Origin of the sequence: Flavobacterium potami, assembly GCF_020026915.1 — a bacterium.
Classification (GTDB): domain Bacteria; phylum Bacteroidota; class Bacteroidia; order Flavobacteriales; family Flavobacteriaceae; genus Flavobacterium; species Flavobacterium potami.
Genome location: NZ_JAINUY010000003.1, coordinates 394,660 through 414,308, shown reverse-complemented (window position 1 = coordinate 414,308; position 19,649 = coordinate 394,660). Strand labels below are relative to the sequence as shown.

Sequence of the window (19,649 nt, the reverse complement as noted above, 5' to 3'; positions counted from 1 at the left end):
CTAATCTCATACATTTCTTCACAAATTTTCTATCATGTAAATCTATTCTTACTCAATGTATTAAAGTTACAAAAGCATTTGAATTTGATAATTTTTTTGTCTTATTTTGCTTTAACAAATCTTTAACAGACCTACGTTTTATGCTTTCTGAAATTCAAAGTCTTCATGATGTTTGGTTTACTAATCGAACAGTTAGTAAAACAAAAGCACAGATATCCTTTGATGATCTGACCAATTCCATTATTAGCACCGGACCTTTTTCGTTCTATATAATTGATTTTTTTGATATGTCACTTTCGCATATCAGTCCCTCTATCTATGAGCTTCACGGATTTGATCCTGAAACAATCAGTTTCAATGATGTTTTAGGAGCAATTCATCCCGAAGATTTGGATTTCGTAATAAAAGCGGAAGATTTTTTAACGAAATTCTTTTTTCAGAATGTGGGACGTGAAAAATTACTAAGCTACAAAATAAGTTACTGCTACAGAGGGAGATTAAAAAATGGTGATTATGCCTTATTTAATCACCAAGCGTTAATGCTAACAATGGATGATAACGGAGGATACGGAAAATCTTTAAATATTCATACCAGAATTGATCATTTAAGTAATGTCAATACTTATAAAATATCACTTATAGGTCTAAATGGAGAACCTTCATTTATGAATTTAAGTCTTGATAAAGAGAATAAACAAAATAAAGAATTCTCGAAAAGAGAAATCGATATTATTAAATTGATGGGTAGTGGTTTGAGTAATACTGAAATTGCCGAAAAACTTTTCATTAGTCCGTTAACAGTAAAAAAACATCGAAATAATATATTGACCAAATCAGATTCTAAAAATACTGCTGAGCTTATCAAAAACTGTATTCTTCAGGGAATCATGTAATATTTTAGGTGAAAAATTCCGTTTGAAGTATTTCTTTTGCTACGAATGTGATTTTAAATTGAATGGATCATTAATTTTTGCATTTTAGTTTTATGGGTAAAAGAAAAGATTCCGAGATCAAATTAGCGCATGAGTAAAACAGTAAAAATGAAGACAAAAAGTATATTTTGTAAATTATTATTAATTATCATTATATTGATTATATCTTTTATCGGATATAAGCAATATCAAGTAGAAAACTATATTAATAAGCAAAAGAAGATCTATAAGATTTTGCAAGGCAAGAAAAGAATAAATTACACCCCATTCGTAATTCGCTTTTTAAATGGAGAACTGAATAAAACAAAGAATTATCAATCTGAATCAAAAGCTTTTTATATGCCATACGCTATGGTTGACCTAAAATCTGTTTACTTAGACAAAGATTTTGATAGTTATATCGTTTATTGTTATTTCACTGAAGAAGAAATTGTTAAGTATTACGAGAATATTAAAAATGATTCCCGCTCCCCAAAGAGTCCAACTACTATTTATTGAACAAATAGTTATATAAAAAGTGCTCCTCTAAAACTATATTTTTTTTAATAGGAGTTAAAATAAAAAGAAAAGAATCATTTTGGATTTTATAAAGAAGCATTTGCGCATCTAGATTTTTTAATCCATAATATTCAATCTTTCCATATATGATTTTATTTACGTCATCATTTATTTGGATTGCGAATTTATTGAAATTAACACTAAAGCTTTTGATGCTGTCGTTATTGATTTGATAATTCAGTTTTTTATCAGAGAAAAAATCTATCTTATCAATTCTACTTTTTGAATCAAAAATCGGCGGACTTACATTTATCTCATATAAACCTTCATTAATTGTAGAAAAATAACCAGGAGTAGGATAGTCACTCTTTTCGTAGTTATTAAAAACAAAATTAGGAGAGATATTTGCCAGTTTGATTACAATAGGAGAATACTTGGATTGGATTTCGAATTGCGAAACTACAGAATCTTTATCTGTGACATAACTACCAATAGAAACAGTATTCTCCTTAGGCAATTTTAAATTTTTGATTTTGAAAAATCTTTCAGAGACAAAAGTCAGATTGTCGCTTATTATAATTTTTTGACAGCCCAAAAAAAGCGCTACGATAAATATTAGACAAATAATTTTCATAAAACATTGATTATATCTTTGACAATATTAATGAAAAGGGTGATAGTTTTATCAAATAAAGGTAAAATAGATGAAGTTTTAAAGCTTTAAATCACCTATTTCGCAGCTACTTTGTGCGTATTTAAGCTTTCTGCCATGGTTCAATTTTCTAAAATTGGTTTCTTTTAGAATGCGCAACATTTTAGGTTCTTTTTTTAATTCAGGACTGGTTCGGTCGATTTGTATTTTGGTCCAAAGGCTCCTGCCGGAAAAGAGAAAAACTGGTTACAGACGATTAAAGGAAAACACTGGTTTACGTATATGCGTTTTTATGGAACGACAGAAGCATATTTCAACAAAAGCTGGAAAATGGATGACATAAAAGAGATGAAATAAAGGTGATGGCTTTTCGTTTTATTTGCTTGGAATGCTTGAAAACTTAAAATAATTTACTAAATATTTTACGCAAAAAGTATACAAAGTGGCCAATTTAGCAAGAGTAGTAAAAAAAATGGCGCCAATTGTCTTCAATTGGCGCCATTTGGCGTTGTGACGGGGACAGGACAAATTACAACATCATTTTTGGATGATTTGAAGAGATTGGCTTACTATATGTAACGTCTGTCTTCCATTGGCTTTATTAATTTGGTTTAGATGTCCTGTTGGGGATTGATGCAAAAATTATAAAAACTCAATTGATTCATATCATGAAACTAATATATAAATTTACAAAATTTATGGAGGATTTTAAGAGAATGTTTTTAGTTAAGGAAGGATTGTCTTTCTTTGGCTCTATGGATTACTTTATGCTATTTAGGTTTTATGGCACAAATGTAATCCCTCTCAGAGCGCCATCATGGTAATGTACTGAGGATGGGTCAGGGCCACTGCCTTCAAAATGGGACGGTACTGCTGCATAATTTCGCTGTGTAGCACATAAATAGAAAAACATAACTGCTTGTCCAGTTCCAAGTAATCTTCCATTTTTATAAGCACCAATTTCCGGAAGACTGAAAACAAATTTTGAAAACAGGTACTTATACTTGCACGAAAATTTTATTAAAAAATTATATTGCCGTTAAAAGAAAAGTGATTACGGAAATCCGTAAAAGAAAAAGGAGCAAAATTTATATGTTTGATGTAAATTGTTTTTTTATGAAACAACCTTTAATTGATTTGATTAAAAATACGGTCATTTTTGAATGCAGTCTCCCTTGTGGTTTAAGGAAACTGGAAAAGTCTCCGCTGTCTACCAAAGAAGATAATTGTTTTAAAGTAATTGATGCTAGTAATCTTTCAAAGGTGATTTATAATAATATTATAAACTATGCTTTTGATGTTTTTGAAATGCTTCAGGAAGATGAAGTCTTGTTAACAAAGGCTCTGTATTCGAGAATACGATATAATCATACTGCGAAAGAAGCTGCGAAGATTGGTTATGGATTCTATGGGGAAGTTCTATTACATGCACTTTTGCACGTAATATATAAGGTACCGCCTCTTATTTCAAAAGGGCATTTTTTTATTTCAGGAAATGGAGAATCGAAAGGATATGACTCTTATCACTTAGTGGAGGCATCGGGACAGATTCATTTGTGGTTTGGCGAGGCCAAGTTTAGAGAAACATCAGCGTCCTGTATTAAAACAGCCTTAGAGGAACTGCCAAATAAAGTTTTGACGGATAAGTATTTCCTTGAGAATAACTTTATCCCAATATTTGATGAAATGTCAAAAAGCAGTAACTACGATGCATTGCTGGCATCGAGCAGGTTGCTGGAAATCAAAATGCAATGGGTTGAAAAGGCAAAAATAGATATCGAAGATTTTAAGGCGAACGATATTGGGGTTGTTTACCCTATTATGATTGCTTTTAAGCAAAGTTCTGGCGGATACGACAAAAGCATTTCTAATTGTCTTGATTATATAAAGAAGAATTATGCGGAGTTAAAATTCGATAATTTATCAATTGAAAGGACAATTTTCTTCATTTTTATACCTATCGAAGATGTGCAATTGGTGAAAAAAACAGTAATTAAATGGATAGAGTCGAAAGAACAGTTGATATAGCTAGAGCTATTAATGCATACAATGCAGGGCTTATGACAGACTTTGACCTTGTGACTAAGGTATGTTCCTATTTTGATTATCTAAAAGATAAAGAGTTATCACAAGCTGATAGATCATTTTTGCTTTTTCTTGCTAATAAAACAGGTGTTCCTCATTACTTTGATATGCTTGTCAATACACAATTACGTGAAAGTTTATATTTTGATGAAGATGATCTTAATCTGACAGATTTTACCGCTTTTTTGCATGAATCTTCACTTTATACAGATGAAAAATCCAAGTTACACCGTTATCAAAAACAGATTTTGGATCAGTTTGTGGAAGGTAAATCAAATCGTTTTTTTTTATCGGCATCAACATCTTTTGGAAAAACCCATCTTGCATATGAGGTCATAAAAAAGATGAAGTATAATAATGTAATTCTTATTTTCCCAACTGTTGCCCTTCTTACTGAAAATCTGTTTAGGCTGAAAGAGAAAGAAACTTATAGTTATTTTGCTGAAAGCGAATATACAATTCATACCCTCAGTGACGGAAAGGAAGAATATGGTTTTAAAAATATATTCATTTTTACACCTGAACGCTATCTATCCTTTTTAGATAAAAAAGGTTCTCAGATAAATGTTGATTTTGTTTTTGTGGACGAGGTATATAAAATCGATAACGAATATATGGATAACGATCAGCAAGAACTAAAAGAGCATGATCGTGATCTGGCTTACCGTATGGCTATATATTATGCTTTGCTCAGTCAAAACGTGGATCTGCTGTTAGCAGGGCCCTATATTACGTTTTACAATGCAATGAATCCCTCTTACAATAAATCATTTGATCTTTTTCTTGCAAATTATAATATTAAGCTTATAGATAAAAATGATTATGAAATTGTAGGTAAATCTTATACGGTGGTTAAAAGCAAACAAAAACAAGTTATTGACGGCATTCCAATCGATTTTGCTGAAGAGGGTAAAAACATTAATTCAAAACATGGCAGACTTAAAATATTGCTGAAAAATTTTTTTGAACATAAACCCGAACAAGAGCATAAAACTATTGCATATTGTAGCACTAAGGTGACAGTTGAGAATTATGCTAACTTTATTTTGTCATGGGGATTGGTAAAGAAGCCTCAAAATCAAGAGTTTGATCTTTTTATTAACCATCTGGAAAGAGTTTACAATAAGGACTGGTGCGTTATAAAAGCTTTAAAGGGGGGAGTTGGGATCCATCACGGTGTGGTGCCAAAGTATATTCAGAAGGAGATAGTAAAACTATTTAATTCTAAAGAAAACGGCTTAACAATTTTGGTATGCACTACAACTATTACCGAAGGAGTGAATACGTCGGCTAAAAATTTGATTGCATTATTTGACATGAAGGGAGTAAAACCGCTTAAGGCCTTCGATGCTAAAAATATTGCAGGAAGGGCAGGAAGGTTCATGGAACATTTTGAAGGTTCAGTTATTACATTGAAAAATGATTTTGATAAAGTTATAGAATCTGATGACGGAGGGATCAAGCATAAAAATTTTGACGTTACTGCATTAAAGGATGGAGCGGACCTAGATATGACAGGAGACGATTTTTTAGCGGATGGTGAAAGAGAAAAAAAGCGACATATTCAACAGCTTCAGGATGAAAGAGGGATCGATGAGGAGATAATGAATTTATTTAAAACGGTTTCCAGGGAAGATAAAATTTCTGTATTTGATAGTATCAACTTATTGGGAGATGAGGAGTTATCTAAAATCGACGCCTTGGTTCAGAAAGTTATGATGAATCAGATTGATTTCGAAGGCTTTCAAGTCTTTATTGATGTTATAAGACCCGTCGTCAGGGATAAAAATTTTATTTATCTTCTGGATAAAGCATCCTATACAAAGGAAAATGAATCTGTAGAAAGAGAGTATTCGCGAATTACATACTCACTTTACTGGTATTTAAAAGACGGATTTAATGGACTTTTTAATTTTAGAATTAATATTCTACATGAAGATGTTGACAAGGCGATGCGAAAAGCATCTGAATTGGTTTATAATACTTTTAAATATCAGCTCGTAAAGTATCTGGGCGTATTTAATGTCATGTATAAATACAGTCTTTCACAAAGGGATTCGAAGCTTTTCGATGAAGTTCCGGGATTAGATCGTCTGCTTGCTAAACTTGAGTATAACGCATTTTCTGATCAAGCAAAAATTGCAAGTGACTATGGTGTTCCCCAGCGCATAATTGATTATTATGACACGACTTCAGAAAATGGTAAAAGAAGAATTCGCGAATCTTTTGATGCTTTTGAAAATCATATTTTTAATAATACTCGACGCCTGTTTGAACTATAAGCATCCAATTTTGATTTTTTTTAGCCACAAATTAGATTGTGATTAAGAAGTCCCTAAAGTTTAAGAAAAATGCATGAAGAAGAAAGCAATATTTACCAAAGTTTGTGTCTACCTAGATCAATTTGCTGTAAGTGATATGGTTGATAATCAGCAAACCGAGTTATGGAGTGAGATAAAAAATCAACTGATTAAATTACATCAGGATGGTATCATATTTTGCCCAAAATCTAGTGAGCACTATTTTGAAACATCACAAAAGAGTCATGAAAATTCAGTTTTACATGATTCTTTTTTAGAGAGACTCTCGGATGGTTGGTGTTTTAAACCAGAACTATTTGTGAGTTCTCAGTTAATTTCATCACATATAAGGAAAAATACAATCGGTATTAAGACTTATATGTATGATAATGTACAGAATATATTGGAATCTGATATAAAATACAGTCAGTTTAATGAACTTAGCACTAATTTTCGGGGTTTGGTACTGGAGGCGACTGAGGGGATTAATGACTTAAGAAAATATACCCGCGATATTAGAATGGATTCTAAGACAAAGAAATCTTTTCTTAAAGTGTTGGAAATGTATGAACCAAGGAATTTTATAAGTAGACTGCAGGATTTATATAACGAAGGGGGTATAAGAATTAGAGGTGTATCAATAGGCGGACAAGAAATACCGCATTGGATTGATTTAATTATTGACCAATTGTTACGAACCCACAAATTTACGAGATTAGAGGTGAAAAAATTAATCACTGAATTCGAACAAAATGGATTCAAAAACATCCCATCTTTAAATATCCGATTTTCCCTTCATAATCTGGCTGCCGTATATCAAAAAAAAGAAACACCCGGAGATCATATGGATTTTGCCAGATTATCTACAGGAATGCCTCTATCTACATTGTTGTTTACTGATAAAAAAAGAAAAAATGAGTTGCTAGAGTTAGGATTTGATACACTTTATGGCACCAAAATTTTTTCTGGAGCTCAACCAGATTTAGTTGACTTTCTGTCTGAATTGAAAACACTCTAGCAAATTTGTCAATGGATTCAATTTGGTAATATAAATATAGTTATGTAAAGATTACAGATATTGATATTTACTTTCACTAATTGATTGTTGTTTCACTGGAGCCAAAAATTGTTTTATATTCGAATTATTAAAATGTATAACTGCTAAAAATAGGCAAAAAACAGACGCTATGCCACTTATTAGAGTTTATGATAAAAATTTAATCCTAAGTGATGATTCTTATTCTGAAAAATATTGGGGAGAACTCTCTAGGATAATTGAAGCTGAGTTCGGGATATCCGAAATCAAAAATCCTAATCAGGTTGAGCAGGTTTTGAAGGTTGGATTTCAGTACTTCTGCCAGAAATTTGAAGCATTAATCCAGAAGATGCAGAAAGCATCATTTTATATATTTGTTAACTGCATTCACGAAGATTCACTTGACCTTTATCAGCTTCAGCTAAAGAAAGTAGAACTAGGGATAGATGAAAATGCGTTTGCGATAAGCCGTAGAATCCTGAAAATCATAATTGAGCAAGGATGCAAGATGGATTTGGCAGGAACCCCTAATTTTTTTAAAGAAATAACTATTAATCAAAAGGAATATTTACGTCTGACCGAAGAGCTTCTCTATGTTGGGGAAAAGGCCTATGAAATAGTGGAGATGATTGCCAAAAACAAACTTTTTCCAGGTTCTACCGGTACGGCAGTAGAAGATGGGGAGTTTACAATGTATACTTATCAGCCTTATCCGGAGCTGTATCGTTTTATATACCAGGATATTCCAAAGCATGACGATAAGGTTGCATTGTCGGAAAGTATTTATGACTTTAAAGATATTCTTAAGTCTGAATATGGCGTAGAATATGATGCGCTTTTCGGTTTTACCAGTGAGCAGCTAAAAAAGCCTGAATATAGATTTGGATTAATCTTCCTGGATAACTTAATTGATACCCTCCATAAAGAGCTGGGTTATGATAAATCCTTTCTTCATATTTTTTATGATGGACTGACACTATCAGCCCAGAATGCGCTTTCAGTAGAAGACTGTATACTTAAAAATCAGGATCCAAACCGTTTTATTTACAGGCCAATTGTAAAATTTTTTATTGACAATAAGTTCTACTATATGATTCCCTACAACAAATGGGGTGAATCAATGGTAACCCTTACCACAAATGCATTTCCATTTGGTGTATACCCGCAGGAATGGAAGCAGTTAGAAGTTATTAAAAATTTAGTTCAACATCTAGACAACACTCATGACAAAGTTCTGGAGAGTCCCATTAAAGCTTTACTGGATGAGCATAAGCTGTTTTATGATACCAGTGTTGAGTCTTTCAAGAATAAAAGAAAACAGAATACTAATATTGCGGGGACTGTAGGAGACATAGATATTTTATACCTTGATACTGATAATAAGCTGATATATGTCTGTGAGTTGAAACATAATAGGTCAAGATTTGACTACAACAACTGGCGAAGGGACTATTCCAATTTTAAGCCCAAATACGAAAAACAGCTGGATCGAAAAGTAGAATGGTCCGAGCATAATAAAAATGTAATACAAGAGCATTTTGAAGTGCTCTATGGGGCGGTTTTCGCAGTTGATTTAAAGGAATATTCGGTTAGGGGTATTTTTATAATTAATGCTCCGACCATTTATATGTATGATGGTAAATACAGGGCTTTTACAGTAAGGGATATGTCACTTTTGCTAAAAGGTGAATACGTTGATGTCACATTTGATTTTACGCTGACTTCTACTGGTAAAAAATATCTTATTGGGCATCCTTATTTTGAAAATATAAGAAAAAAAATCTTATAGTCTTAGTCATGGTTTCACCCTTTATCGAGATATTTAGCGATTTATGAGCTGCATGGACTGGCTTGTCCAGCAGCTTTTAAAATAAGAGTCCTAATCCAATTAAAACTACTAGAAGTCATAAACAGCTTCTTTTATTTTGATTGATTTTATGTGCAATAACTAAGTTTAAGGATAGTTGAGGAAATAAGAGTCCCAATAAGATTTTACCTGATCGATCTCCGTTTCAAAATTTTTTACTCTTCCATCTTCAAACTCAATCTCAAGACGTGTTTTGTCAAAAGCGTTACTGAACTCGGCAGAAAAGGCGCCTGGTTTTGTTTGGGTATTTTGTATGTCTGCTTTTGGACGGTCGAGTATTTTATGTTTTGCTGCATTAGCTAAGTCATGCATTACAAGAAGTGATGGACAACCTTGAAAAAAAGGAGTACGAAAACTACCAAGTTCCAAACTTGTAGTAGACTCTTTATAAAGCCAATCCAGAATTTCCCATGCGCTTGCGTATGCGTGTTTTGCCCTTCTTGTATTTGTAGGCTCCTGTTTACAATCTTGGTAATCTTCTAAAAATTCTTGATATTTTTCACGAGCACTGTTTGTTTCAAAAGTATGTGAATTCATTTAAAGTTATTTAAGTTAATATTTGTTTTAATATGTTTTACGGGTTATCTGTGATGATATTCTGTTCTTTCAAATAATCAATAATATCGTCTTCTTCTGTGAAATTAAGTAGTTCATCGTTTGTTTTTACGTGGTATTCGTCAATATAAAATGCAATACTAATTCTTTTACCATTGATGTGATTTATATATTTAAGTGATTCAACAGAATTGGAAGTTATATAACCAGCAGTATTGTTCATTTTTAATAATTTAAGATAGAGAGCGAAAGAGTAGTACTCCCTGTGAGTCCCATTGGTCTGAAGCTTTTCAAGCAGGAGTATTTCATCCGACTCATCAAAACGAACAAATTTGTTGTTCCCGCAGCTTGCTATCATTTCGGGATACTCAATAAAGTGCCTGCGCCAGTCAGTAACAGAAGCGGATGCTATGATGTTTTCCAATTCTGATTCAAGGTTATCATAATCTGAAATGCTGTCAAGTAGAATTTTCAAATGCGATCTTTCTTTGTTGTCATCACGAAGTAGTTTTTTCCAGCTGATATCCCTTTCGAGCCCATTAATCAAAAAGCTGTAATTTTTTTTCTTGCGCAGCATGTAATCCCCAACACTCAGTAGGGCTCTTTCGAAAAGAAAATCTGGAAATGGCTTAATACCGTCTTTACCAAACAGGATAGCGGCCTTATTGGAATATGAAATAAAATTATTGTAATATGAATTATCTAGGTCCCAGTTTTTAAGATCTTGTAAATTGATGTTCTGAGAGATTCCGCTGAATTTTAAAAGAAAGCCGATCTGTCCGTTAAAGTATGGATGATCCTCAATTTCGGCAAAGGCTTTTTGCCATTTGTGATCTTTGAGCATCAGGGTTGCTTTTATTTTTTCCTCTTCTACCTGCGGTCCCCAGAAACTTTTGGGCCTTGATTTCTCTGCAGCTAGATACGTTAGAATTGCATTACTGTGAGGCAGCAGATTTTCGATAGATTTTAGCGAAGCTTCATATTCGGAAACTTCATTATAAATAGTATTTTCAGTAAGGTTTCTAATGACTCTCATCCAATGGTCGATGCCTAGGCTGGTCTTGTTATAGATTATATACTGATAAAGGGCGTGAAACTGTAATGCCTCGGTGATATTAACGTTTGTATTTGGGTCGATAACTTTTTCAAATAACATCTGTTCACTGAAGAGAGGAAGCGAGCTAATATGTTTAGCCAGTTTATGTTCATTATCTGCCAGTAATTCCATTTGTGCCAGTATATTTGTAACTGACTCTAGGTCAAAGCATTTTAGAATTTCATACTTATAAAAGTTCAGTTCAATTTTTTTCTCAAAGAGAATCTGAAGATTCCTATTGCTGACTTTTTCTTTCAGAGCATACTGATTCAAAAAAAGAAGCCTAAAGAGATTCATTATTTTCTTATCAAAAGTATTGTTTTTTTGATCTCTGTACTGCCAGAAAAGATCAGTCCAAACTGTATCAATTTTTATTGAGAATGTATCTTTTAGTTTTGTGTTCGATGATTTGTCATGCTGTTCTAGAATTTGCTCAAATTTTGCTTTGAAATTTTCAAAATCTGTCAATACTTTTCCTCTCGAATTCATCTTGATGTAAAGTGTATCAGATAAACCGAAGTTTTTTAATTCAATAAACTGAAAAGTTATGATTGGTTTTTTGGTTCGTGTTAATTTTTGATAATATCCTTGGGTATCAAAAAAAAGTTTATGCACAGCATCGAGCATTTTCAGCATCGAACTGATAGTAGGATCGTTATCCCACGATAGGAAGTACCATGGATAATTACGTATTTTTCCGCTTAATTTATGTTCTGCACTTTCAGGCAGGCTTATTGGATTTGATAATAAAGCATTACAGAATTCCCTGGAAGAAATGCGGGTTTCATAGGTAAATTTTGAATGCGTTGCAGCACTTGCTACTGCTCTAAAAGAGTCGATCTGATCATCTTTTAATGCTAGATACCAGTGAAGTAGGAATAGAGTGGTCAAGCGTTGCTGACCGTCTAAAGGGACAAATTTTGAAACTGTGGCAGTCTTTGCTTCTATACTGCCGTATATAAAATCAAGATCGAGAGGTTTATCTTCTAAGAGATGAGCTTTCAAAGTCTTTAAAAAATGCTGACGGATATCTTCAGTATTTTCTCTACCTTGCGCATAATCACGCTGTATGATAGGAATTTCAATCCAATATTCCTTTTCTGAAACGAGTTCAAAAAAAGATATTTTTCTGCCGAATGGTAAATCATTATTCATTGGTTAAGACTTTTTATATATTAAGAAAAGTGGTCAATGTATCCACTACATTTTTTTTATAAGCATCACGGTCATCTTTACCCCAGAAGGACATTTGTCCTATTTCGGGGCTGTAGTATTTAAGAAAAACATTTTTCGTGCAAATTGGGACGAATGTTCCATTAATATCTTTGTTTATTATTGATTTTCTCTTTATTGGAAATATGGCATTTTTAAAACCGCGGTTTGTTCCTGCATCAAGGAGGGTTAAATTTGAGAGGTCGTTTATATCTTCTGGTTTTCCCGATTCACTGTACGCTGATACTATTTCCCTGTAAAGATCTTCAAATTTAGTTTCCCGATTTTTTGAAGGTGTATTAAGATACTTTCGTGCTTTAGTTACCTGAGCCTCATTGCTAGAAAAACGAACGAATTCCTCCAACCATTCAGTCTGGTGGTTCGAGGCTTCAGGCATTTCTGACTGAGCAGCATGAATATGTTCAATATCCCAATTGTCATTTTTATATCTTCCAAATTGGAATCGACTATTGGTTTTTTTATTATTAAGAATTGTCAAGATATTAAAGAGAAGCAGAACTTTACGCAGTAAAGGTTTATCATCATGATAGGTAAGATCCTCTATCGTGCAGTTTATCTGCTTTCGTATTTTGTCTTTTAGCCAAGCTACAAGTTCAATTTTTGATAAACTTTCTGTTTCTGTTTTTATTTCCTGAATACTTACTCCAACGGTTATAAGATAGCCTACAAGATGATAGTAGCGATGGTTTTCAAACCACTGTCTAAAAGTTTGATAGTACTGCTTTATATCTTTCCAAATAGATTCAATATCACTTTCAATAGTAAATAGATTGTTGAAATAACGGAAAGTAAAGTGTTTGTCATCAATATTTTTTATTTCACCCTGACTTGTTATGTTATCCGACATCAAATCAAAAATCAGTTCGATACGGTTATCGTATTTATTTTTGCCGTCATTTAGGAAATACCAGAATTCATCATCTCTTAAAGCGTATTCCATACGGTCCCATTCCCCTGCAATTTCTAATTGTCTAAGTCTTTTTGTTTCTTCTTCGCCTTCAAAATTGCCCCGTCTAAGGAAAAGTGCCTTAATCAGTTCTGCATTGCTTAGAGGGATTTTCCCCATATTAAGACGAGTGAATATTTCGATGGCTTCATTTTGATTAGTATTTGGAACTTCATACCAGATTACCTGAACATTGTTTCCGCTTTCGTTTATTAAAGTGTTGAGTATGTTCAGCCTCACAGATCCATCCTTAGAGGCAAACCATTTTTCAACTGTCTGAAGCGCCTGGCAGATGTGGAAGTAATCAATATTGTTATTTCCTTTTTCCTTATCAATTTTCTGAAGAAAAAGCTCACTGTCTTTTCGGGTTTCAAATTCCAGAGTAAATTTCTTTTTCTCCAGGATTGACAGCAAATCTCCTAAGAAAGTTAATATGATAAAGATCGTGGTCAGGCGCTGCTGTCCATCAATGACCGAGTAACCTAATTTCGAAGGAGTTACGACCACTGGTTGCAGGCAGTAGAACTCTTCTTTGAATTTATCTTTGTAGTAAAACTCCAGCAAGTCATCCAGTAGGTCTTTTACCTCTTCTGATGTCCATCTGTAACCCCTTTGGAATGAAGGAATAAAAAAAGTTTCATTTAGCAGCTCACTAATGCTTTTTAATGCTATTTTACTTTCCATCTTTTATCAGTATATTTTAGTATTAAATTGGTTATCAGTTGGTAAATTTCGTTGAATGTTTTTATTATTATTTACGGAAATCCATAAGCAAGAAAAAACATAACAATGAGAAACACAATAAGTATTTATACTGTTTTTTTTGCATCAGGCTCCTTCAGTACATTTAAAAAAACAGATGCTGAAATTCTCATTGAAATTAAGTTGGGAGGTGAATTTTCCAGAATTATGATAAATAAGATTATAATTTATTAAGAGAAAAAAACAGTATAGATTAATTTCTATATATCTTTTATTGAAGATTTGAAGAGATTGGCATACTGGAATTAGGGGTTGCCTTTCCATGAATTCAGTATTTTGTTATGGATGTCCTTAACTTTTTCAATAAATAATACAAAATGGAGTTGCTAGTTATGAGCGTAAGATTAGTTCCTTATGTACAACGTTTTTAGTATTTATAATGGAGAAAAAGATACTGCAAAAGCTACTAAGATTAGTGACGGAAGACAATTCTAATAAGCCTTGAAAAATGAGCCATGATGAATGAGTATAAATACCTGCTTTAAATTTAATACATAAGTTTACTTTTGGAGCAGTAAGCAAACTAAATAAAATATAAAGGCCGATTTCTATTATGTTGAGTTTGCTATTTGTTGGATTATCAAAATTCTATTTAATCAAAAAAATATGTTTGAAATATTCTCAACCAGAGAAATGGCTTTAATGATATGGAGTTCTATATTTATTATTGTTGCTCTTTTAATCGTAAAATTTAAAGATGTTTTTGATCTTTTAAGGAAGTTTTTTGATCATAAAATACAAATTCCTTTGTGGGGAATGTTTTTCTATATAGCAGCAATAACTTTTGGTTTTTATAAAGTTGATGTCTGGAATATGATTCTTCTTAAAGACACAATATTATGGTCATTAACTTCAGCCACAATTTTGTTTTTTAATATGAATAAAGCAAAAGAAAGTTCGTATTTCATGCCAATAATAATTGATAACTTAAAAGCAGTTATACCTCTGGAGTTTATCACTAATTTTTATAACTTCAGTTTTGGGATCGAAATGACTATAATTCCAGTTATGACCTTTATAGGTGTAATGCAGATTGCTGCAGAAAATTCTGCAAGAACCAATGCAGACCATTTGAAAACAGCTAGCTGTTTAAAAGGTCTGTTTGCGGCACTTGGAATTCTTATTTTTATTTATGTATGCTATAAAACAGCAATTGATTACAAAAGCCTGATGACCGTTGAAAATCTAAAGAGTTTATTTCTTCCAGTTGTTTATACATTTCTTTTACTGCCCTTTCTATATCTGTTGGCCCTTTACATGAATTATGAAGTTCTATTTATCCGACTACCTTATCTGATTGAAAATAAAAAAGAACGGCTTAAGATGAAATTAAATATCCTATTGTTGGCAAATGTGAATTTAAAAAAGCTTCACAAGATAAGCACGAATTTAAATTTTGCGACATATACTGGCCAGGAAATTAAGAAAAGCCTAAAGAAAATATTAAAAGAGCCTAATTGAAATGCCACTAAAGTAACTCTTCCAATTATATTTAATCATTGTTGTTCGGATTTCTTCTGGGTTCATAATTGTCGTCGGTATATTCCTGCCATAAAATATTAGATGCAAATGCAAACTCCTTTTCTTTTAAAAAATTATCTACATTAATATGTTCGGAAAAGCCCGCTAAAGAGCCACTTCCATCACCAACACAAAGATTTTTCTCAATGTAGTCATATACATCTATTCCTGGTGCGGAGGGTCCTGGCAAGACAATAGCAAATTGTCTGGATTTGCTTTTTGTAACTAAAGAAAATATTATTAAAAAGCATCTTAATTCTTTGGGAAGTGAAATGATGTTTATCCCTTCTTGTTCTTTAGGAAATTTGTATTTTAGCCAAAAGACTTGAGGAAGAATCTTTTCGTCAGGTTTTAAAATTTGCTCTCTCACTTTATACAGCCCTGGATTGATCAAAAAGCTATTTCCCAAACTTGAGAATCCTATCAAATAAGCTATACGGAGTAAAGCAACTTCGGCTCTCCTCTCTGTATATTTGTTTTCGAATTTTAAATTGAATGTAGGGCTTTTAAAACCTGTATCGAAAACTTTTTCAGGGTGAAAAATAGGATTGTAAATTGTTTTTGGTGGAATGAATTCTGAAATAAAATTTTTAGAATCAACAGGATTTGATCTTTCAGTATGCAGATGTAAATTCACTACGCCATCTTCTTTAACCTCAATTAATCCATTAACTTTATTGCCAGATAATTCAAATACAGCTTTTGATTTTGAATTTGGCAGGAAAGAATGAGCATCAATGTCTAAAAGATTATTTAAAAGATGAATGTCTAATTCATGTCCGCTTTTTGAATTGCAATCTTTGCAAGTAAGCGCTTTTGGCGAACCGCCTAATGACTTTGGGGGAATATCTTCTAATGTCAGGAAATTTTCTAAATTACTATCCAAATCTTTCGCAAAAAAAACATTGAAACATAGAGGACATATATAGCCGTTCGAAAAATCGGGTTCAAATCGAATTATTGGATTTTCTTTTATCCATTCTAAATTTTGAGAAAAAATTTTAAATATTACTTCTTTTTTGTCTCGATTTGATTTACTCATATCTTTTATTTTGCATTTTTTTAAATTTGATGAGTGTTTTTTTTAATTATAGTACTTTTTTGAATTAACGATTTGGTCTATAGAAAATAAGTTAAAAAAAGTTCCTTGAATATTTCCAAATAATTTTGGTTCGAAACTTTGAAACCCTGCAATTGGGTATCTTGCTAAATGTATCAATTTTAAATAATCCTCCTGGTCCTTAATAATTTCAGGTGTGAAGCCATAAAGAATCGGATATATTATAATTTGTTTTTTTACATAGTTATCTAAATTAGCAGATTTGTCCTCGAATTTTTGCAAAAGTCGCCTATCTAAAAACTTTTTAAATTTTTCTTTTTCGTACTTTTCTATATTAAAATCAATATTCACCACATCAATGTAAAAGTCGTGATTTTGATTATGCTTAAAATGAAAATCTACGCTTTTTCCGTTTTCTAAAACTTTCTCATATTGTACAAAATTTGCTTTTGAGCTTAAATCAATACATGCCGCAATTTCTCCAAGAATATGCTTGAAACTACTACTCTTAAAATTATAAATTGCTGCGAGTATTAAACTTTTGAATTTTTTGCCATTTTCAAATTTTTGAAATTCGCCAAGCAAAAAATTAAAATAACCAAATTCATTTCTTATATAATTGGAATTATTGGTATAATGTTCATCGACAAGCATAAAAAATGTAGCCAGAAAATTATTATTCGGTGTTCCGCCACCATTTTTTGTAGAATGTTGATAAGCTTTCTGTAAAAAAAGCTCAAATTCTTTTTCGGATATGTAAAGAAACAAGTTGGGGAAATAAACTTTCATCAATCCAACTCCATTTGCGATAATAGTCTTATTGATCATTTGTGGTAAATTAAATCAATTATGTTTAATATGTGCTAAGTTATTTGTTTTACATTAAAAATGTGGTATTGTAACAATTAAAATATATGAATGCAATATCATTAAAAAAAAGTTGTTATTGATTTCTAAAGGGGTATGTCTTTTTGCAGATAATGTTGTAGTTAATGTTGTATAGAATTCTTTTCCAATTAATCCTTTCATACATTTAAAATATTTATTAGTAAATAAAATAAATACATAAATCATATGAAGTCAGCCTATTTATACGTTCGTGTAAGTACGGACGAACAAAAAAGAAAAGGTTACTCCCTGCCGGAGCAGGAGGACAGGTTATTGAAATATTGCAAATATTATGATATCGAAGTCAAAGGAATTTATCGTGAAGATTATTCTGCTAAGAATTTCAATAGACCAGAATGGAACCGATTGTTTTCAGAAATCAAAAAGAAATCCTCAGGAGAAGACAAAAATATATTATTTATCAAATGGGATCGATTCAGCCGTAATGTTGAGTATGCCTACGAAATGATTGGAAAGCTCCGGAAATATAAAACAACAGCAAAGGCTATTGATCAGCCAATTGATTTTTCTGTGCCGGAAAGCACAGTTATGCTGGCTGTATATTTGGCTGTTCCGGAAGCAGAAAACGCCCGAAGAGCTCAAAACACTGCAAATGGCATTCGTCGAGCGAAGCTGATGGGCAGACATCCTAGTAAGGCACCATTAGGATTTATCAATTTGACAATGATGGATGGTAAGAAAGGTATTGCACCTAAAGAGCCTGAAGCCGAAATTATAAAATGGGCTTTTTATCAAGTTGCAAAGAACGATCATAAAATATCCAAAATCATTAATATAGTCAATGATAAAGGATTAGTATGTTCAAGATCACACTTTTTCAGGATTTTACATAATCCTGTTTATTGCGGGCTTATACCGGTAACACTGGACTCTGGTAATGAGGGAGTGGTAAAAGCATTACACGAGCCATTGATATCTGAGTCATTGTTTAATCAGGTTCAGTCTGTTATTAATACAAGAAGAAGAATTACTGCCAAGAAAGATGATTTACAATCATTATTTTTTCTTAGAAGTTTTTTAATATGCCCTGTTTGTAATCGAAAACTTAGCGGAAGTGTTTCAAAAGGCAGATCAAAAAACTATCCATATTATCATTGTCATAATGGATGTAGAACAAGAATAAATGCATTATTCCTTAATGACTGTTATTATAAGAAGCTTCGACAATTAATGCTCTCAAAGAATGCAGTTGAATTATTTAAAAAAGTTTTGGAAGACCAGAATATAAAAACACAGAAAGCAAGTTATTTATGCACTCAAAAGGTATTGGAGAGGAAAATAAATGAGGAGGAGCTGGCCCTTTCTCGAGGCAGAAAATTATTTATAGCTGGAATATTAAAAATTGATGACTACAACCAATTAAGAAAAGAGAGTCAAGTCAGCACTAAAAATCTTAAAAAGGAAGTGCATGATATTGCCGTTAAATTAAAAGATATTGATAGAAAAAATCAAATAGAAGAAAAAGCATTAGTTGAAATCTTTCAAAGATTTTCTGAATTTGAGGCGTCAGATAAAAGACATCTTTTAAATCTTATTCCACCGACAGAAATTAATTTTAAAACAGGAGATCTATCTTTAGGCTTAAATCAAGCATTTTTAAAAATATTATCAAAAAAAAGAAACCGAAAAAACAATAGAAATAATGAATTTCATTGAGAAGAATGTTTCAATAGAGAAAGCCGTTATCATTCTTTCCAAAAACGGCATTCAGGTAGATGAGAAGGAAGCTAAAATTATTTTGGAATTACTGTATTTAGTATCAAAAAATTACGATAAACCAAAAGAAAAAAAAATCCTATATCCTTAACGGGATTTCGAACCATCGTTCAGCTTCGATTAATTCTCTGATAGCGCCACTTTAAGACTGTTTATTTCAAACAGACTAAGAATTTCTTGTGAAAAAATCGAACCACAAATATTAGGCTGTAAAGGCTTGAAAAATCTATATGTTTGTGTATAAAAAAAGAGACAACTATGTGATAGTTGTCTCCTTAAGTGAGGGGACAGGACAAATTACAACATCATTTTTGGACGATTTGAAGAAATTGGCTTTCTATATGTAGTGTCTGTCTTCCATTGACTTTGTATTTTTGGTTTGGATGTCCTGTTGGGGATTGATGCAAAAATTATACAAACTCAATTGGTTTATGCCATCACAATAATATACAATTCTTCAAATATTATAGAGGATTTGAAA

At 32.2% G+C, this 19,649-nt stretch carries 16 protein-coding genes; 10 read left to right on the top strand and 6 right to left on the bottom strand.

What is annotated here, in order from left to right; all coding sequences use genetic code 11:
• The first annotated feature begins 140 nt into the window (after nt 1-140).
• Together K6T82_RS11390 and K6T82_RS11385 are read left to right on the top strand one after the other, a co-directional pair.
• Nucleotides 141-893, top strand: coding sequence for a LuxR C-terminal-related transcriptional regulator (locus tag K6T82_RS11390; protein WP_223705990.1), 753 nt, complete (start codon nt 141-143; stop codon nt 891-893).
• 129 nt (nt 894-1,022) lie between these two features.
• The gene (locus tag K6T82_RS11385) at nt 1,023-1,430 is read left to right on the top strand and encodes a hypothetical protein (RefSeq protein WP_223705989.1); all 408 of its coding nucleotides are present in this window, start codon (nt 1,023-1,025) and stop codon (nt 1,428-1,430) included.
• Here the strand turns inward: K6T82_RS11385 and K6T82_RS11380 are convergent.
• Nucleotides 1,420-2,064 carry a hypothetical protein gene (locus tag K6T82_RS11380; RefSeq protein WP_223705988.1) on the bottom strand — a complete coding sequence of 215 codons (645 nt, stop codon included), beginning with the start codon at nt 2,062-2,064 and terminating at the stop codon, nt 1,420-1,422. The two genes, K6T82_RS11385 and K6T82_RS11380, sit on opposite strands and share 11 nt — an antisense overlap.
• Nucleotides 2,065-2,283: 219 nt before the next feature.
• On the opposite strand from K6T82_RS11380, the gene K6T82_RS11375 reads away from it, so the two are divergent.
• The 5 genes from K6T82_RS11375 (at nt 2,284) to K6T82_RS11355 (ending at nt 9,292) form a co-directional block, all read left to right on the top strand.
• Nucleotides 2,284-2,439 carry a DUF1214 domain-containing protein gene (locus K6T82_RS11375; RefSeq protein ID WP_223705987.1) on the top strand — a complete coding sequence of 52 codons (156 nt, stop codon included), beginning with the start codon at nt 2,284-2,286 and terminating at the stop codon, nt 2,437-2,439.
• Nucleotides 2,440-3,066: 627 nt separating this feature from the next.
• Complete coding sequence (locus tag K6T82_RS11370) at nt 3,067-4,110, top strand: Hachiman antiphage defense system protein HamA (RefSeq protein ID WP_223705986.1); 1,044 nt, start codon at nt 3,067-3,069, stop codon at nt 4,108-4,110.
• Nucleotides 4,080-6,449 (top strand): DEAD/DEAH box helicase, encoded by a 2,370-nt coding sequence (locus K6T82_RS11365; protein ID WP_223705985.1) that lies wholly within the window; start codon nt 4,080-4,082, stop codon nt 6,447-6,449. The genes K6T82_RS11370 and K6T82_RS11365 overlap by 31 nt, the downstream gene beginning before the upstream one ends.
• Before the next feature lie 73 nt (nt 6,450-6,522).
• Nucleotides 6,523-7,485 (top strand): hypothetical protein, encoded by a 963-nt coding sequence (locus tag K6T82_RS11360; protein ID WP_223705984.1) that lies wholly within the window; start codon nt 6,523-6,525, stop codon nt 7,483-7,485.
• A 169-nt stretch (nt 7,486-7,654) separates the two neighbouring features.
• A complete protein-coding gene (locus K6T82_RS11355) occupies nt 7,655-9,292 on the top strand; it encodes a hypothetical protein (protein WP_223705983.1) in 1,638 nt (545 codons plus the stop codon).
• 165 nt (nt 9,293-9,457) lie between these two features.
• Here the strand turns inward: K6T82_RS11355 and K6T82_RS11350 are convergent, their stop codons facing one another.
• Genes K6T82_RS11350 through K6T82_RS11340 form a run of 3 tightly spaced genes read right to left on the bottom strand, consistent with a single transcriptional unit; the run spans nt 9,458 to nt 13,884 of the window.
• Nucleotides 9,458-9,907 carry a hypothetical protein gene (locus K6T82_RS11350; protein ID WP_223705982.1) on the bottom strand — a complete coding sequence of 150 codons (450 nt, stop codon included), beginning with the start codon at nt 9,905-9,907 and terminating at the stop codon, nt 9,458-9,460.
• A gap of 37 nt (nt 9,908-9,944) precedes the next feature.
• On the bottom strand, nt 9,945-12,176 hold the full coding sequence (locus K6T82_RS11345; RefSeq protein WP_223705981.1) for a DUF262 domain-containing protein: 2,232 nt from the start codon (nt 12,174-12,176) through the stop codon (nt 9,945-9,947).
• 13 nt (nt 12,177-12,189) lie between these two features.
• Nucleotides 12,190-13,884, bottom strand: coding sequence for a DUF262 domain-containing protein (locus tag K6T82_RS11340; RefSeq protein WP_223705980.1), 1,695 nt, complete (start codon nt 13,882-13,884; stop codon nt 12,190-12,192).
• Nucleotides 13,885-14,568: 684 nt separating this feature from the next.
• Between K6T82_RS11340 and K6T82_RS11335 the strand changes: the two genes are divergently transcribed.
• Entirely contained in the window at nt 14,569-15,423 is an 855-nt protein-coding gene (locus tag K6T82_RS11335) for a hypothetical protein (RefSeq protein ID WP_223705979.1), read from the top strand.
• A gap of 31 nt (nt 15,424-15,454) precedes the next feature.
• Here K6T82_RS11335 and K6T82_RS11330 read toward each other — a convergent pair whose 3' ends face one another.
• Both K6T82_RS11330 and K6T82_RS11325 read right to left on the bottom strand, forming a co-directional pair.
• Nucleotides 15,455-16,525 carry an HNH endonuclease gene (locus K6T82_RS11330; protein ID WP_223705978.1) on the bottom strand — a complete coding sequence of 357 codons (1,071 nt, stop codon included), beginning with the start codon at nt 16,523-16,525 and terminating at the stop codon, nt 15,455-15,457.
• Between the two features lie 42 nt (nt 16,526-16,567).
• Entirely contained in the window at nt 16,568-17,332 is a 765-nt protein-coding gene (locus K6T82_RS11325; protein WP_223705977.1) for a hypothetical protein, read from the bottom strand.
• A 285-nt stretch (nt 17,333-17,617) separates the two neighbouring features.
• Between K6T82_RS11325 and K6T82_RS11320 the strand changes: the two genes are divergently transcribed.
• Both K6T82_RS11320 and K6T82_RS11315 read left to right on the top strand, forming a co-directional pair.
• Nucleotides 17,618-19,108 carry a recombinase family protein gene (locus K6T82_RS11320; RefSeq protein ID WP_223705976.1) on the top strand — a complete coding sequence of 497 codons (1,491 nt, stop codon included), beginning with the start codon at nt 17,618-17,620 and terminating at the stop codon, nt 19,106-19,108.
• Nucleotides 19,095-19,259, top strand: coding sequence for a PTS sugar transporter subunit IIBC (locus K6T82_RS11315; RefSeq protein ID WP_109193282.1), 165 nt, complete (start codon nt 19,095-19,097; stop codon nt 19,257-19,259). The genes K6T82_RS11320 and K6T82_RS11315 overlap by 14 nt, the downstream gene beginning before the upstream one ends.
• The last annotated feature ends 390 nt before the right edge of the window (nt 19,260-19,649 follow it).

What these genes read in the sequence shown, in the direction of transcription:
- K6T82_RS11390 (WP_223705990.1), top strand. Translation starts at nt 141, where the DNA reads ATGCTTTCTGAAATTCAAAGTCTTCATGATGTTTGGTTTACTAATCGA.
- K6T82_RS11385 (WP_223705989.1), top strand. Translation starts at nt 1,023, where the DNA reads ATGAGTAAAACAGTAAAAATGAAGACAAAAAGTATATTTTGTAAATTA.
- K6T82_RS11380 (WP_223705988.1), bottom strand. Translation starts at nt 2,064, where the DNA reads ATGAAAATTATTTGTCTAATATTTATCGTAGCGCTTTTTTTGGGCTGT.
- K6T82_RS11365 (WP_223705985.1), top strand. Translation starts at nt 4,080, where the DNA reads ATGGATAGAGTCGAAAGAACAGTTGATATAGCTAGAGCTATTAATGCA.
- K6T82_RS11360 (WP_223705984.1), top strand. Translation starts at nt 6,523, where the DNA reads ATGAAGAAGAAAGCAATATTTACCAAAGTTTGTGTCTACCTAGATCAA.
- K6T82_RS11355 (WP_223705983.1), top strand. Translation starts at nt 7,655, where the DNA reads ATGCCACTTATTAGAGTTTATGATAAAAATTTAATCCTAAGTGATGAT.
- K6T82_RS11350 (WP_223705982.1), bottom strand. Translation starts at nt 9,907, where the DNA reads ATGAATTCACATACTTTTGAAACAAACAGTGCTCGTGAAAAATATCAA.
- K6T82_RS11345 (WP_223705981.1), bottom strand. Translation starts at nt 12,176, where the DNA reads ATGAATAATGATTTACCATTCGGCAGAAAAATATCTTTTTTTGAACTC.
- K6T82_RS11340 (WP_223705980.1), bottom strand. Translation starts at nt 13,884, where the DNA reads ATGGAAAGTAAAATAGCATTAAAAAGCATTAGTGAGCTGCTAAATGAA.
- K6T82_RS11335 (WP_223705979.1), top strand. Translation starts at nt 14,569, where the DNA reads ATGTTTGAAATATTCTCAACCAGAGAAATGGCTTTAATGATATGGAGT.
- K6T82_RS11330 (WP_223705978.1), bottom strand. Translation starts at nt 16,525, where the DNA reads ATGAGTAAATCAAATCGAGACAAAAAAGAAGTAATATTTAAAATTTTT.
- K6T82_RS11325 (WP_223705977.1), bottom strand. Translation starts at nt 17,332, where the DNA reads ATGAAAGTTTATTTCCCCAACTTGTTTCTTTACATATCCGAAAAAGAA.
- K6T82_RS11320 (WP_223705976.1), top strand. Translation starts at nt 17,618, where the DNA reads ATGAAGTCAGCCTATTTATACGTTCGTGTAAGTACGGACGAACAAAAA.
- K6T82_RS11315 (WP_109193282.1), top strand. Translation starts at nt 19,095, where the DNA reads ATGAATTTCATTGAGAAGAATGTTTCAATAGAGAAAGCCGTTATCATT.